The 14,317-nt window shown below is 71.9% G+C and carries 9 protein-coding genes; 6 read left to right on the top strand and 3 right to left on the bottom strand.

All coding sequences use genetic code 11. The features are described 5' to 3' along the window. Positions 1-45: 45 nt before the first annotated feature. Positions 46-4,458 (top strand): aminotransferase class I/II-fold pyridoxal phosphate-dependent enzyme, encoded by a 4,413-nt coding sequence (locus ACWGI2_RS21585; protein WP_453696975.1) that lies wholly within the window; start codon positions 46-48, stop codon positions 4,456-4,458. 6 nt (positions 4,459-4,464) lie between these two features. Next, positions 4,465-5,199: a class I SAM-dependent methyltransferase gene (locus ACWGI2_RS21580; protein ID WP_453696973.1), complete on the top strand. Its 735-nt coding sequence runs from the start codon at positions 4,465-4,467 to the stop codon at positions 5,197-5,199. A 9-nt stretch (positions 5,200-5,208) separates the two neighbouring features. Here the strand turns inward: ACWGI2_RS21580 and ACWGI2_RS21575 are convergent, their stop codons facing one another. The 3 genes from ACWGI2_RS21575 to ACWGI2_RS21565 form a co-directional block, all read right to left on the bottom strand. Next, positions 5,209-7,041 carry a glycoside hydrolase family 15 protein gene (locus tag ACWGI2_RS21575; protein ID WP_453696971.1) on the bottom strand — a complete coding sequence of 611 codons (1,833 nt, stop codon included), beginning with the start codon at positions 7,039-7,041 and terminating at the stop codon, positions 5,209-5,211. Positions 7,042-7,111: 70 nt separating this feature from the next. Further along, positions 7,112-7,801, bottom strand: a complete 690-nt coding sequence (locus ACWGI2_RS21570) for a response regulator (protein WP_453696969.1) — start codon at positions 7,799-7,801, stop codon at positions 7,112-7,114. Continuing rightward, positions 7,798-9,123, bottom strand: coding sequence for a sensor histidine kinase (locus ACWGI2_RS21565; protein ID WP_453696967.1), 1,326 nt, complete (start codon positions 9,121-9,123; stop codon positions 7,798-7,800). Before ACWGI2_RS21565 ends, ACWGI2_RS21570 begins: the two co-directional genes overlap by 4 nt. A gap of 111 nt (positions 9,124-9,234) precedes the next feature. Between ACWGI2_RS21565 and ACWGI2_RS21560 the strand changes: the two genes are divergently transcribed. From ACWGI2_RS21560 to malX, 4 genes are all read left to right on the top strand, one after another. Next, the gene (locus tag ACWGI2_RS21560; RefSeq protein WP_453696965.1) at positions 9,235-10,200 is read left to right on the top strand and encodes an ABC transporter ATP-binding protein; all 966 of its coding nucleotides are present in this window, start codon (positions 9,235-9,237) and stop codon (positions 10,198-10,200) included. Beyond that, on the top strand, positions 10,197-11,714 hold the full coding sequence (locus ACWGI2_RS21555; RefSeq protein WP_453696963.1) for an ABC transporter permease subunit: 1,518 nt from the start codon (positions 10,197-10,199) through the stop codon (positions 11,712-11,714). The genes ACWGI2_RS21560 and ACWGI2_RS21555 overlap by 4 nt, the downstream gene beginning before the upstream one ends. Further along, on the top strand, positions 11,711-12,496 hold the full coding sequence (locus tag ACWGI2_RS21550; protein WP_453696961.1) for an ABC transporter permease: 786 nt from the start codon (positions 11,711-11,713) through the stop codon (positions 12,494-12,496). Before ACWGI2_RS21555 ends, ACWGI2_RS21550 begins: the two co-directional genes overlap by 4 nt. Before the next feature lie 216 nt (positions 12,497-12,712). Next, complete coding sequence (malX, locus tag ACWGI2_RS21545; protein WP_453696959.1) at positions 12,713-14,317, top strand: maltose/glucose-specific PTS transporter subunit IIBC; 1,605 nt, start codon at positions 12,713-12,715, stop codon at positions 14,315-14,317.

Here is a 14,317-nt window from a genome sequence, read left to right as displayed (position 1 = left end):
TTGCTTCGGGCACATCCTCGGGATCAACCACGGGCACGCCGGCTCATGGCCGCCTACGTCGTCCTGGTCGCCGCTCTCACCACCGTCTACATGACGCTCCCGGCCCTGCGCGCCCCTCTGTGGGCGCTCATCGGCCTCGGGGGCGTCGCGGCGGTCCTCGTCGGTGTGCACGTCCACCGTCCCGCGCACCGCTGGCCGTGGTGGGTGCTCGCGGCCGGGCTGCTCGCGTTCGCGGCGGGCGACACGTACTACAACGTGGTCGAGCAGTACTTCCAGGCGTCGAATCCGTTCCCGTCCCCGGCCGACGCCTGCTATCTCGTGGTGTATCCGCTGCTCGCCGCGGGGCTCTTCGGTCTCGTCCGCTACCGCTGCGCGGGCCGCGACCTGCCGAGTCTCCTCGACGCGCTGATCATCACCGGTGGGCTCGCGCTGCCCGTCTGGGTCTACCTCGTCCAGCCGCTCACCGAGGTCGAGGGCCTGACCTGGGCGCAGCGCGCCATCAGCATCGCCTACCCGCTGGGCGACGTACTGGTCCTCGCCCTCCTCGCCCGGCTGCTCACCCCGGGCTTCGTGACCGGCCACAATCCCGCCGTACGGCTGCTCGTGCTCGGCACGTTCACCCTGCTCGCCTTCGACATCGCGTACGGGATTTTGCAGCTCAACGGGTTGTGGCAGACCGGGACGCTCCTGGACATGGGCTGGATCGTCTTCTACACGGCGTGGGGCCTCGCCGCGCTGCACCCCTCGATGGTGGAGCTGACCGCGTACACGCATCAGCGCCAGACCCTGCTCCCGCCGCCGCGCAGGCTCGTGCTGCTCGCCGCGGCCACCCTCATCGCTCCGGCGATCCTGCTCACGGAGGGCCTCCTCGACAGAGCCCATGACGCGGCCGTGATCGCCGCCTTCTCCGGCACCCTGTTCCTCCTGGTGATCCTGCGGCTCGCGGGCATGGTCGTGGCGCACCGCAAGGCCGTGGACCGCGAGCTCGCGCTGCGGGGCGCGGCTGCCTCGCTGGTGGCGGCGATCACGACGGAGGAGATCACCGAGACCTGCGAGACGACGGTCGCCGCGCTGTCCGGGCCGGGAGCCCTTGCCGGAACCCTGCTCCTGGAGCCGGGCGACTTTGCGCCCGCCCCCTACGCCGCCCTCGACCTGCGCCGCACGCGTCTGGTCCGGGCCGCCGCCCTCGGCCCGGAGATCTCCGCCCGCCTGGGGGCCTCGCAGTGCGCGCTGGTGTGCCCGATGATCCAGCGCGACCGTCCGGCCGAGGCGGAGCCGCCGGGTGTACTGATCGCGGGCGGCTCCGAGAAACAGCTCACCGAGATCTGGGGCTCCCTGGAGATCCTCGCCTCGCACGCGGGCCTGGCGAAGGAGCGCATCACCCTCCGGCAGGAGATCATCCGACGGGAGAGCGAGGCGTACTTCCGTACGTTGGTGCGCAACGCCTCCGACGTCATCCTCATCGTCGACGACGACAACACCGTCCGGTACGCGAGCCCGTCCGCACAGGCCGTCTTCGGTGACGTCCGGCTGGTCGGGGCGGAGCTGCCGGAGCTGGTCGACCCACGGGACAGGGACCGGGCCGCGCGGGTGCTCGCCACCATGCGCGGCGGCGAACAGCAGGAGCCGCACGACTACTGGTGGATGCCGCGGGAGGCCGGACGCATCGAGGTGGAGGTGCGGTGCAGCGATCTGCGCCAGGACCCGACCGTGCGGGGTCTCGTCGTCACCCTGCGGGACGTGACCGAGCAGCGTCAGCTGGAGCACGAGCTCACCCAGCGGGCCTTCCACGACGCGCTGACGGGCCTTCCCAACCGGACGCTGCTCCTGGAGCGCATCGAGCGCGCGCTGCTGCGCGGCCGCCGGGAGTCGACGCTGACGTGCGTGCTCTTCGTCGACCTCGACGACTTCAAGGTCGTCAACGACACGTTGGGGCACTCGGTCGGCGACCGGCTGCTCGCCGCCGTCGGTTCCCGTCTCTCCCGGACGCTGCGTCGCAGCGACACCGCGGCCCGCCTCGGCGGCGACGAGTTCGCCGTCCTGATGGAGGACGCCAAGGAGCCCGTCGACGCCGAGATCCTGGCCGCGCAGATGGTGCAGGCACTCAGCAGGCCGTTCCAACTGTCCGGCGACAGCGTGAGTGTCTCGGCGAGCGTGGGCGTGGCCACGGCCGTGGACAGCGTGAATGCCGACGAGCTCCTCGCCCACGCCGACCTCGCGCTGTACGCCGCCAAGGCCGCGGGGAAGCGTCAGTGGCGCCGCTTCCAGCAGCGGTTGCACGTACGCATGCTGGAGCGGCACGACCTTCAGGCGGGCCTTGACCGGGCGATAGCCGACGAGGAGTTCGCGCTGCGCTATCAGCCCGTCGTGGACATCGGCGCGAACGGCGGCCCGTCGGGTGGCCCGTCGGACGGTGCGCCGCACGCCGCCGAGATCGTCGGCTTCGAGGCGCTGGCCCGCTGGCCGCACCCCCGGCGCGGCCTGGTGCCGCCGCAGCAGTTCATCCCGCTCGCCGAGGAGACCGGGCACATCACGCCGCTCGGCGCCTGGGTCCTCGGCAACGCCACCGCGGACATCGCCGGACTGCAGAACGCGGGCGCCGCCACGGACCGGCGCCCCTACATCAGCGTCAACGTCTCCGCGCGGCAGTTCCGCGACCCGGGCTTCCTCGACGAGGTGCGCAGCGCCCTGGCGACACCCGGACTCGCCCCGGGATCCCTGCAGTTGGAGCTCACCGAATCCGTCCTGATGCGGCGCGACGGACAGATCCAGGCGGTCATGCAGGCGTTGAAGGATCTCGGCGTGCGGATCGCGGTCGACGACTTCGGCACGGGATTCTCCTCGCTGCGCTACCTCCGCGAGTTCCCGGTCGACGTACTCAAGATCGACAAGACGTTCATCGACGACATCGCCGACGACGCCCGGCAGCTCGCCCTCGTCGAGGGAATCGTGCACCTCGCCGACACGATGGGCCTCCAGGTCATCGCCGAGGGCATCGAGGAGTCCGCGCAACGGGATCTGCTGGCCGGGATGGGCTGCGGGTTCGGGCAGGGCTATCTCTTCGCGCGGCCGCTCACGGCCGAGCAGGGGCAGCGGCTCCTGCGGGGGCGCCGGGGACTCAACGGGGTCGGCCCACGCCCAAGCCCACGCCCACGCCCTGAAGCGGGGCGGGCCACGGCCCCCTCGGAGAGGCAGAACTCCATGAGCGAACCCGACACCGACACCGAACTCCGGGGAGTACGGGGCGAACCGCGCTGGGGCGATCTCGACCACCTGCGGCGCACCAGCCCGATGAGCGACTGCGTCCTGGACGAGGTCCGCGGCCGGCACATCCGCAGCGCGGACCACTGGCTCATCGACTTCGCCTCCTGCAACTACCTGGGCTTCGACTGCGACCCGGAGATCATCGACGCCATCGAACCCGCCGTACGCCGCTGGGGAACCCACCCCAGCTGGTCCCGGCTCCTGGGCAGCCCCCGGCTCTACCCCGAGATCGAGGAACGGCTTGCCGCGCTGCTCGGGGCGCCGGACACCCTGCTGCTCCCCACGGCCACGCTGATCCACGCCTCGGTCATCCCCGTCCTCGCCGCCAAGGGGCACGTCTTCGTCGAGGCCGCGGCACACCGCACCGTGTACGACGGCTGCGTCTCGGCCCGCGGGCAGGGCGCGACGCTGCGGCGGTTCCACGCCGACCGCCCCGACGAACTGGCCGCCCTGCTGCGGGCGGTACCGAACGGCTCGCCGCGCATGGTCTGCCTCGACGGCGTCAACAGCATGAGCGGGAACATCGCCGACGTGCCCGAACTGGCCGGGATCTGCCGGGACTTCGACGCCACGCTCTACATCGACGACACCCACGGATTCGGCGTGATCGGGGAGCGTGGCACCGACGAACCATGCCCCTACGGATTGCGCGGCAACAGCGTCGTGCGGCACATGGGCGAGACGTACGACAACATCGTCCTCGTCGGCGGCTTCTCCAAGGCCTACTCGTCGCTCCTCGCGTTTCTCGCGCTGCCGCCCTGGCTCAAGGACCATCTGAAGGTCGCCGCCGCCCCCTATCTGTACTCCGGGCCCTCGCCCACGGCGTCGCTCGCGACCGCGCTCGCCGGTCTTGAGGTCAATGACCGGCGCGGCGACGCCATCCGTGCCGATCTGCACCGCAAGACCGTCCGGGTGCTCGACCACGTGGCCGGGCTCGGCCTGGAGACGCTCAACTCCGATCAGCTGCCGATCGTGGAGATTCCTCTGGCCGACGCGTCGGACCTGGACGCGGTGGCCGGCTTCCTGTGGGAGCAGGGCATCTATGTGACCCTGGCGGCCTATCCGCTCGTGCCGCACGACCGCGTGGGTTTCCGCGTGCAGCTCACGGCCCCGAACTCCGACGACGACATCGACCGGCTCAACGCCGCCCTGACGCGCCTGTCCGAACGGTTCCCGCTGCGGCCGGGGAGCTGACCCGCCATGGCTCCGACCCGCAACGACGACGTCGACTGGGACAGCTGGCCCGTCCAGGACTATCTCGGCGAGAACTACCGCGAGCTGCATCCGTCCGACGCCGCGGTCATCGCCCACCACTCCGCGTTCTACCGGCAGTTCGCCCCCGGGAGCGCCGCACGCTCCCTCGAGTTCGGGGCGGGGCCGAACCTCTATCCGCTGATGCTCGCCGCCGCCGCGAGCCGCCGCATCGACGCCGTCGAGGCGAGCGCGGCGGGCGTCGGGTATCTGACCCGGCAGCTCGAACGGTCCCCCGACGACAGCTGGTTGCCCTTCCACGCGCTGTGCCGCCGCCTCAACCCCGATCTGCCGTCCACGCTTCCCGAGGCGCTCGCGGGCGTGCGCGTCGTCCACGAGGACATCCGGGCACTGCCTCCGGACACGTACGACATCGCGTCGATGAACTTCGTCGCCGAGGGCGTCACGGAGGACTTCGCGGAGTTCACCGACTTCTGCCACCGCTTCGTCCGCTCCGTCATCCCCGGCGGCCGTCTCGTCGCGGCGTTCATGGAGAACATGCCGACGTACCGCATCGGGCCCGCGTCGCGGTGGCCCGGCTGCCCGGTGGACCCGGCGGTCGTCACCGAGGTGTTCGCCCCGCTCACCGAGAGCCTCGCCGTCACCCGGATCGACGCCGATCCGACGCTGCCGGACTACGGCGACTCCGGGATGGTGTTGCTGACGGCTGTGCGGCAGGCGTGACAGGCACTCTCAGGCGCCCGCCTCCTGGAGCGCGAACGCCGTCTCGACCAGGGCGATGTGGCTGAACGCCTGGGGTGCGTTGCCCAGTTGGCGGCGGCTGTCCGGGTCCCACTGTTCCGCGAGGAGGCCCACGTCGTTGCGTACGTCCAGGACGCGTTCGAAGGTCTCCCGCGCCTGCCGGAGCCGGCCGGTCGCCGCCAGCGCTTCGGCGTACCAGAGGGAGCACGCCACGAACGTGCCCTCGGAGCCGCGCATACCGTCCACGCCGTGCGTGCCGAGGCCGTCGTGGGCGTACCTCCGCACGAATCCGTGGTGGTCCAGGGCCCGCATCGCGCGGACCGTGTCGCGCACGCGCGCGTCGTCGGCGGGCAGGAAGCCGACCTTGGGGATCAGCAGGGCCGAGGCGTCCAGGGCGGACGATCCGTAGGACTGCACGAACGACCGCCGTCCGTCGTCCCACCCCTCGCGGCACACCTCCCGGTGCACCGCGTCCCGCATGGCGCGCCACTCCCCCGAGGATCCGTTCCTGCCGAGCATCTCGCCCATGCGCAGGGCGCGGTCGGCAGCGACCCACGCCATGACCTTGGAGTGGACGAACTGCCGCCCCGCGCCCCGGACTTCCCACAGCCCCTGGTCCGGTTCGCGCCAGTGGTCCCGCAGATGGCTCATCAGGGATTCCACCAGGCTCCACAGATGGGGCTGCATCGGGATCCCCGCCCGCAGCGACAGATAGAGCGTGTCGAGAACCTCGCCGTAGACGTCGAGCTGGAGCTGATGGGCCGCGGCGTTCCCGAACCGGACGGGCCGCGAACCCTCGTAGCCGGTCAGCCAGGGCGCCTCGGCCTCCGGCAGCAGCCGCTGTCCCTCCACCCCGTACACCGCCTGGAGCCCGGCGGGGTCGCCCGCCACGGCGCGCACGAGCCAGTCGAGCCAGGCCGTCGCCTCGTCGCGATAGCCGCTGCGCAGCAGGGCGGACAGGGTGAGCGTGGAGTCGTGCAGCCAGCAGAAGCGGTGGTCCCAGTTGCGTTCGCCGCCGACGCACTCGGGGAGCGAGGTGGTCGGTGCGGCGACGATGCCGCCCGTGGGCGCGTAGGTGAGGGCTTTCAGCGTGATCAGTGAGCGGGTGACGGCCTCGCGCCAGGGGCCCTGGTAGCGGCACTGGGCCGTCCAGTTCCGCCAGAAGTCGCCGGTGGCCTTCAGCGCCGTCTCCGCCGGGACCGTGAGGGGCTCGGGCGGTTCGGGCAGGTGCGAGGGCGCCCACACGAGTTGCAGCGCGAGGCGCTGGCCCGCCGAGACGGTGAAGTCCAGGACGGTGGAGTCACGGATGCCGGGATCGGTGGCGGTCTCGTGGGCCGTGGAGTCCGCGCCGGCCCGTATCTCCATGGGGCCGTCGGCGCTCATCCAGAGCGAGTCGGGGCCGGCCACGGCGACCGTGCAGTGCTCCTGGGCCCGCACCCACGGCATGACACGGCCCTGGTTGAAGCGGGGCCGCAGTTCGCTGCGCATGGCCACGGCGCCGGACAGGCCCTCGACGACGCGCACGATGCAGGGCAGCTCCGAGCGGGGCGGCATGAAGTCCGTGACGCGCACGGCACCCGTGGGGCACTCCCAGTGGGAATCCATGACCAGCGTGTCCTGGCGGTAGGCCCGCCGGGCGCAGGGGCCCGCGCCGACGGGGGAGATTCGCCAGAAGCCGTTGTCCGCCGTGCCGAGCAGCGCCGCGAAACAGGCCGGTGAGTCGAAGCGCGGCAGACAGAGCCAGTCGATCGACCCGTCCCTGCCGAGCATGGCGGCGGTTTCCAGGTCGCTGATGAGGGCGTAGTCCTCGATGCGAGCGTTCATGATCGAGTTACGCCGTCGTGCACATTGCCGCCCTTCCATTGTACGGCGGGCAGGCCCATCGGGCCTGGGCTCAGGGCCCCGCCCGGGGCACCACGAGACCCGACTCGTACGCGGCGACCACCGCCTGGGTGCGGTCGCGCAGGCCGAGTTTGCCGAGCACCCGGCTCACATGGGTCTTCACGGTCTCCTCGCTGACGTGCAGCCGCCCGGCGATCTCCGGATTGGACAGGCCTTCAGCGATCAGCCGCAGCACCTCGGTCTCGCGCGGCGTGAGCGCGTCGACGCGGGCCGTGGGTCCGGCGGGCGGTCCCGGCCTGAGGCGGGCGAACTCCGCGATGAGGCGCCGGGTCACGGTGGGGGCGAGCAGCCCCTCGCCCGCGGCCACCACCCGCACCGCGTCGAAGAGGCGCTCCGCCGTGACGTCCTTGAGCAGGAACCCGGCGGCGCCCGCGCTCAGCGCGTCGTACACGTGCTCGTCCAGGTCGAAGGTGGTGAGGATCAGCACGCGCGTGCCGGTCCCGGCGAGGCGTCCGGTCGCCTCGATGCCGTCCATCACCGGCATGCGGACGTCCATCAGGACCAGGTCGGGCCGCAGCTGCCGGCAGAGCTCGACCGCCCGCGCGCCGTCGGCCGCCGTGCCGACGACCGTGAAGTCGGGCTGGGTGGCGAGGAGCCCGGCGTATCCGGCGCGTACGACCTCGTGGTCGTCGGCGATGACGAGGCGCAGGGCGGGGGCGCCGGGGGTGCCGGGGGTGCTCATGCGGCATGCTCCCTCATCGGCGCGGGGAACGTCGCCTCGATGAGGAACCCGCCGCGCCGCGCGGGGCCCGCGCGCAGCTCGCCGCCGACCATCGCGGCGCGCTCCCGCATGCCGACGAGGCCGTGCCCTTCGCCGAGGCCGTCCGAGGTGTGCGGACTCGGCCCGTTGTCGCGTACGCGCAGGCGCAACCCGCTCTGGGTGTAGCGGAGTTCGACGTCCACGGAGGCGCCGGGCGCGTGCCGCCGGGTGTTGGTGAGGGCCTCCTGGACGATGCGGTACGCGGTGAGTTCGAGGCCGGGATCCAGCGGGCGCACGGGGCCCTCGACGATGAGGCGCACCGCGGCGGCCGAAGCGTCGCGGGCCTCGTCGACGAGTTCGCCGAGCTGTCGGAGCCCCGGCTGGGGGCGGCGGTCCGGCGGGGCGCCCCCGGCGTCCTCGCGCAGCACGCCGAGCAGTCTGCGCATCTCGGTGAGCGCTGTGCGGGCGGTGTCGCCGATGGCCAGGAGGCGTTCGGCTCCGACGGCGGGCAGGCCCGGCGTGGTCAGCCTCGCGGTCTCGGCCTGCACCGCGATCATGGAGATGTGATGGGCGACGACATCGTGCAACTCCCGGGCGATCCTGGCCCGTTCACCCCGAGCGACATGCTCCAGCAAGGTGTCCGCGATGGCCTGCTCGGCCGCGCTGTTCACGAGGGCGGTGTCGCGCGCGCTCCGGGCGAGACCGGTCCCGGCGGCGACGGCGGCGCACACCGCGGTGAGGGCGGCGAGGAACCGGTCCCCCGCCCCGGAGCCGTCGGGCACGGTGACCGCGTAGGCGATGAAGGGCAGGGGAAGGAGAGCGGCGAGGTACCTCAGGCCCCGGCGTCCGGCCTGATGGAGCGAGACGAGCAGCGCGCAGAGACCGGCGCCGGTCAGCACGTGGAACGGCGCGAGGGACAGCATGCCCGCCGCGCCGGCGAGCACGACAGCGGCGGCGAGGAGGCCGCGGGCGGGGCGTGGAGCGGGTCGTGGGGCGGGGAGGCGCGGAGTGAGGCGGCGCGCGGTCAGGCGGCGCGCGGTCAGCGGGCGTAGGCCCAAAGTCGACGCCACGTTGCCGCCCGCAAGGACCGCGACCGGCGCCGTCGTTCCCAGTACGAGTGACAGGGCAAGCGGCAGCGGGACATCGCCGTCCGCGCGCAGCAGTACCTCGATCACGGCGCCGAGTGCCAGCACCGCCGCGGCCGCGACCGGGGTCTCCGGGCGGCGCGCGATGCGGCCTCGCACCGCCCAAAGGCCCCGGTCGTGGCCGCGACCGAGGCCCGCCCCGGAAGATTTCACCCTCACACGAGTCATTGTCACCGGCTGGCGCCCCCTCGGAGTCCCTCACGTGAGGGATACGAAGACTGCTCCACGGCGTGACGACCCGCGGGCACGGCGTCTCTAGCCTCGCTTCCCATGGATGGCATCACAGCAACACCCGATGGTGGCGAAGCAACCATCGAAGTGCGCGGGCTGCGCAAGCGGTTCGGCTCGGTCACCGCGGTGGACGGTCTCACGTTCACCGTCGCACCCGGGCAGGTCACGGGGTTCGTAGGCCCCAACGGCGCGGGCAAGTCGACCACCATGCGCATCGTCCTCGGCCTTGACTCCGCCGACGAGGGCACCGCCCTCATCGGCGGCCGCCCCTACCGGGCACTGCGCACGCCCCTCCTTGAAGTGGGCTCGCTGCTCGACGCGGCCGCCGTGCATCCCAGCCGCCGAGGGCGCGATCACCTTCTGTGGATGGCGCATTCGCACCGCCTTCCCGTGCGGCGCGTCGACGAGGTCCTTGAGCTCGTCGGGCTCGGGCAGGCCGCGCGGCGCAGGGCTGGGGGGTACTCGCTCGGCATGCGGCAGCGCCTCGGCATCGCGGCGGCGCTGCTCGGTGATCCGCCCGTGCTGCTCTTCGACGAACCCGTCAACGGGCTCGACCCGGAGGGCATCCGGTGGATCCGCGGCTTCCTGAAGTCCCTGGCCACCGAGGGGCGGGCCGTACTCGTCTCCAGTCACCTGATGAGTGAACTGGAGGACACCGCGGACCACTTGGTGGTCGTCGGCCGCGGGCGCGTCATCGCCGACACGAGCGTACGGGAGCTGCTCGCCGCCGCGTCGGGCGACCGAGTCGAGGTGCGGACGGCCGACCGGACGGCGGCCATGACCGTCCTGGCGGGCGCGGGCGCGAGCGTCGCGGCCACCGGGCGCGACACCCTCGCCGTCTCCGGTCTCGCGGCGGAACGGGTCGTGGAACTGCTCGGCGGCGCCGGCGTCTCCTTCTCCGGGGTCTCCGCGCACCGGGCCACGCTCGAAGAGGCGTACATGGAACTGACCAGGAACGACGTGGAGTTCGCCGCCGAGCACCCCGTCGAGGGGAGCACGCCATGACCACCACCGAGACGCCACCTCGCGGGCCGAGCACGGTCACCGTCGGCCGCGACGGCTTCCTGCAGCTCCTCCGCGCCGAGTGGACCAAGCTGCGTACGGTGCGCCGCTGGGTCCTCACTCTGCTGGCCGCGGTCCTGGTGACCGTACTGATCTCCCTGTTCTCCGCGGCCAGTTCGAGCGTGGATATCGCGGGCGGCGGCTCGTCCGCGCCCACCGGCCCCGGCGGGCAGTCCATCCGTGACGACTTCACCTTCGTGCACCGCACGCTCCCCGCCGACGGCAGCATCACCGCGCGGGTGACGGGACCGAAGGGCGTGAGCCCCGACCGGGCGCCCGAGTGGGCCAAGGCCGGGGTGCTCGTCAAGGAGAACACCGAGAGCGGTTCCGACTACGCGGCCCTGATGGTCACCCCCGGGCACGGGGTGCGGTTCCAGAGCCACTTCACCGGCGACGTCGCGGGCGGAGCCGCGTCAGCCGACAAGCCGCACCGGCTGCGGCTGACCCGGGCGGGCGCCACCGTCACGGCGTACGTGCCCGCCGACGACGGCGGTTGGAGGAAGGTCGGCACGGCCGAACTCGACAACGCGACGGGCGCGGTCACCGTCGGGCTCTTCGTGGCGTCGCCCAACGTGCAGTCCATGAAACGCGAGTTCGGCAACGTCTCGCTCGGCGACAGCCCCTCGCGCTCGACCGCGCGCTTCGACGAGGTGACGGTCAAGGGCGCGGCGGGCGGGGCCGACTGGCAGCGGACCGATGTCGGGCAGCCCAACGGCGACCAGGGCCAACTGAGCCGCTCCGGCGGCACGTTCACGCTCTCCGGCTCCGGCGACATCGCGCCCGGCACCCCCATGCAGCCCGACCTCGTCGCCGCCTCCCTGAACGGCTCCCAGCTCGGCCTCGTCCTGATCGCCGCGCTCGGCGTCCTGTTCATCACCGCCGAGTACCGGCGCGGCATGATCCGGACCACGTTCGTGGCCAGTCCGCGGCGCGGCCGGGTCCTGGTCGCCAAGGCCGTGGTGGTCGGCGTGGTCGCCTTCGCGGCCGGGCTCGTCGCGTCGCTGGCGTCGTTCCTGCTCAGCATGCCGGTGCTGCGCGAGAACGGTCACGAGCCGCCGCTGTTCCCCGAGTTCTCGCTGTCCGACGGCCCGGTCGTGCGCGCGGTGCTCGGCACCGCGGCCCTGCTCGCCCTGGTCGCCGTGCTCGCTCTGGGGCTCGGCGCGCTGCTGCGCAGCACCGCCGCCGCGATCACCACCGTCGTCGTGGTGATCGTCCTGCCCCTGATCCTGGTCAGCGTGCTGCCGCTCGGCCTTTCGCAGTGGCTGCAACGGCTCACGCCTGTCGCGGGGTTCGCGATCCAGGAGACGACGCCGCGCTACGACCAGGTGGCGAGCCTGTGCCTCCCGGAGGACGGCTGCTACCCGCAGGGCGCGTGGACAGGCTTCGCGACGCTGGCCGCGTACGCCGTCGTGGTGCTCGGCATCGCGGTGTGGCGCGTCCGGAAGCGGGACGCGTGAGCGGCGGCCGGGCGCTCGGCACCCTGCACGCCGAGTGGACCAAGCTCCGTACGCTGCAGAGCACTTGGTGGCTTCTGTTCGCCGTGGTGGCCCTGACCGTCCTCGCGGGCGCGGCCACCACCGCGTCGCTCACCGCCGGGGAGTGCCCGCTCCCGGCCGACTGCCACGAGGACACCGTGAAGCTCAGCCTCACGGGGGTCTGGCTCGGCCAGGGCGCGGTCGTCGTCCTCGCGGTGCTCACGATGAGCGGCGAGTACGGCACGGGCACCATCCGTACGACGCTGACGGCCGAGCCCGGCCGCGTACGGCTGCTCGCCGCGAAGGCCCTCGTCCTGTGCACCCTGACCGCGGCGGCCGGTGCCGCCGGGGTGTTCGGCTCGCTCCTCGCGGGGCGGATGCTGCTGGCCGCCGACGGCTTCGCGACACCGGGCCTCACGGACGGTGCGACCCTGCGCGCGGCCGTCGGTACGGTCCTCTACCTCACGCTCGCCGCCCTGATCGGCCTCGGCGTGGCCACCGCGCTGCGCGACACGGCGACCGCCGTCACTTCCGTACTCGGGCTGTTCTACGCCTTCCCGCTGCTCGCGGGGCTGCTCGCCGACCCCGACTGGCAGGAGTACGCCCGGCGGGCGGCACCCGCGACGGCCGGGCTCGCGATCCAGGCGACCGTAGACCTGGACCGGCTGCCGATCGGGCCGTGGGCGGGCATCGGGGTGCTCGCCGCGTACGCGGGGGCGGCGCTCCTCGCCGGGGGAACGGTGCTGCGGATGCGGGACGCCTGAGGCGTCGTACACCATGTGCAACGGCCATGGACAGCCCCCGAGCCGCTGTGATCTCATCCGTCCGGGCGGATCGATCGACCTTCGGCGTGGATCGACGGACCTTCCGCGCCGATCCGCAGGCGATCCCTGTGCGGCATGTGACCGGCCACCGTCCTGGCCCGCGCGCCCGTGGGCCGGTCATTGTTCGCCTCCGCTCAGGCCCGAAAGACCCCACACATGCAGAAGACCAAGTCCGCACTCTGGGAATTCCTCCAGGGCCTCGGCAAGACGTTCATGCTCCCGGTGGCCCTGCTCGCGTTCTGCGGCATCATGCTGGGCATCGGCTCGTCGCTCTCCAGCGAAGCCGTCACCGACAATCTCACCTTCCTGCAAGGCGAGGGCTTCCACCTCGTCTTCACGTGGATGGCGAGCACCGGCCTCGTCGCCTTCAAGTTCCTCCCCGTGATGTTCGCGATAGCCATCCCGCTGGGCCTGGCCCGCGAGGACAAGGGCGTCGCGGCGTTCTCCGGCTTCGTCGGCTACGCCGCGATGAACCTGGCGGTGAACTTCTACCTCACCGCGAAGGGCGTGGACCTGGAGGACGAGAAGGCCATCGCCCACTACGGCATCGCCGACGTGATCGGCATCCAGTCCATCGATACTGGACTGCTCGGCGCCGTCGCTGTTGGCATCGTTGTCAGCATCCTTCACCAGCGGTTTCGTGCCCAGCGGATGCCCGATGCGCTCGCCTTCTTCGGCGGTCTGCGGTTCGTGCCGATCATCTCGACGCTCGTGCTCAGCCTGCTCGGCCTGCTGATCCCGCTGGTGTGGCCGACGTTCAACGGCTGGATCACGGATCTCGGGCGCGCGATCGGTCACGCGGGCGTCTTCGGCCCGTTCTTCTTCGGTATGGGCGAGGTGCTCCTGCGCCCGATCGGCCTGCACCACATCCTCGTCGCGATGTTCCGCTTCACGGATGTCGGCGGCTCCGGCGCGGTGTGCGGCGACCACGTGTCCGGCGCGCTGAACCTCTTCTACGCCCAGCTCAACTGCGCGAACCCGCCCGGTGATTCGGTCACGAGCGCCACCCACTTCCTGTCCCAGGGCAAGATGGCGGTCTACCTCGGCGGACTGCCGGGCGCGGCCCTCGCCATGTATCACTGCGCGAACAAGAAGATGCGCCCGGAGATCAAGGCGCTGCTGATCTCCGGCGTCGTGGCGTGCGTCGTCGGCGGCATCACCGAACCGCTCGAATTCCTCTTCCTGTTCATCGCGCCGTGGCTGTACCTGATCCACGCCGTCCTTGTCGGCCTCGGATTCCTGACCGCAGCCGTCCTCGGGGTGTTCATCGGTAACACCGACGGCAACGTCATCGACTGGCTCGTCTTCGGCGTCCTGCAAGGCACGACCACGAAGTGGTACCTGATACCCGTCATCGCCGCGGTGTGGTTCGCCGGTTACTACTTCCTCTTCCGCTGGGCCATCACCCGCTTCGACCTCAAGACGCCGGGGCGCGACGAGCCCGCGCCTGAAGAGGGGGCTGCGGCGGAAGAGGCGGCTACGGCTGGGGCTGAGTCCCCGCGTGAACTCATCGCCGGGAAGTACGACGCGGTGGCGATCCTGGAGGCGATCGGCGGCGCCGGGAACATCCAGACCCTCGACAACTGCATCACCCGCCTGCGCATGACGGTCGAGGACGCCGAGCAGGTCGACGAGGCCCGTCTGAAGAAGCTCGGCGCGGTCGGCGTCATCACGCTCGACGCGCACAACGTGCAGGTCATCATCGGCCCGCAGGTGCAGTCGGTGAAGGACGCCATCGCGTCGCTGGTCCGGGTGGGCTGA

The organism is Streptomyces sp. NPDC054866 (assembly GCF_053610745.1).
This window is presented reverse-complemented; position numbering and strand designations above follow the sequence as displayed.

What these genes read in the sequence shown, in the direction of transcription:
- ACWGI2_RS21585 (WP_453696975.1), top strand. Translation starts at nt 46, where the DNA reads ATGGCCGCCTACGTCGTCCTGGTCGCCGCTCTCACCACCGTCTACATG.
- ACWGI2_RS21580 (WP_453696973.1), top strand. Translation starts at nt 4,465, where the DNA reads ATGGCTCCGACCCGCAACGACGACGTCGACTGGGACAGCTGGCCCGTC.
- ACWGI2_RS21575 (WP_453696971.1), bottom strand. Translation starts at nt 7,041, where the DNA reads ATGAACGCTCGCATCGAGGACTACGCCCTCATCAGCGACCTGGAAACC.
- ACWGI2_RS21570 (WP_453696969.1), bottom strand. Translation starts at nt 7,801, where the DNA reads ATGAGCACCCCCGGCACCCCCGGCGCCCCCGCCCTGCGCCTCGTCATC.
- ACWGI2_RS21560 (WP_453696965.1), top strand. Translation starts at nt 9,235, where the DNA reads ATGGATGGCATCACAGCAACACCCGATGGTGGCGAAGCAACCATCGAA.
- ACWGI2_RS21555 (WP_453696963.1), top strand. Translation starts at nt 10,197, where the DNA reads ATGACCACCACCGAGACGCCACCTCGCGGGCCGAGCACGGTCACCGTC.
- malX (WP_453696959.1), top strand. Translation starts at nt 12,713, where the DNA reads ATGCAGAAGACCAAGTCCGCACTCTGGGAATTCCTCCAGGGCCTCGGC.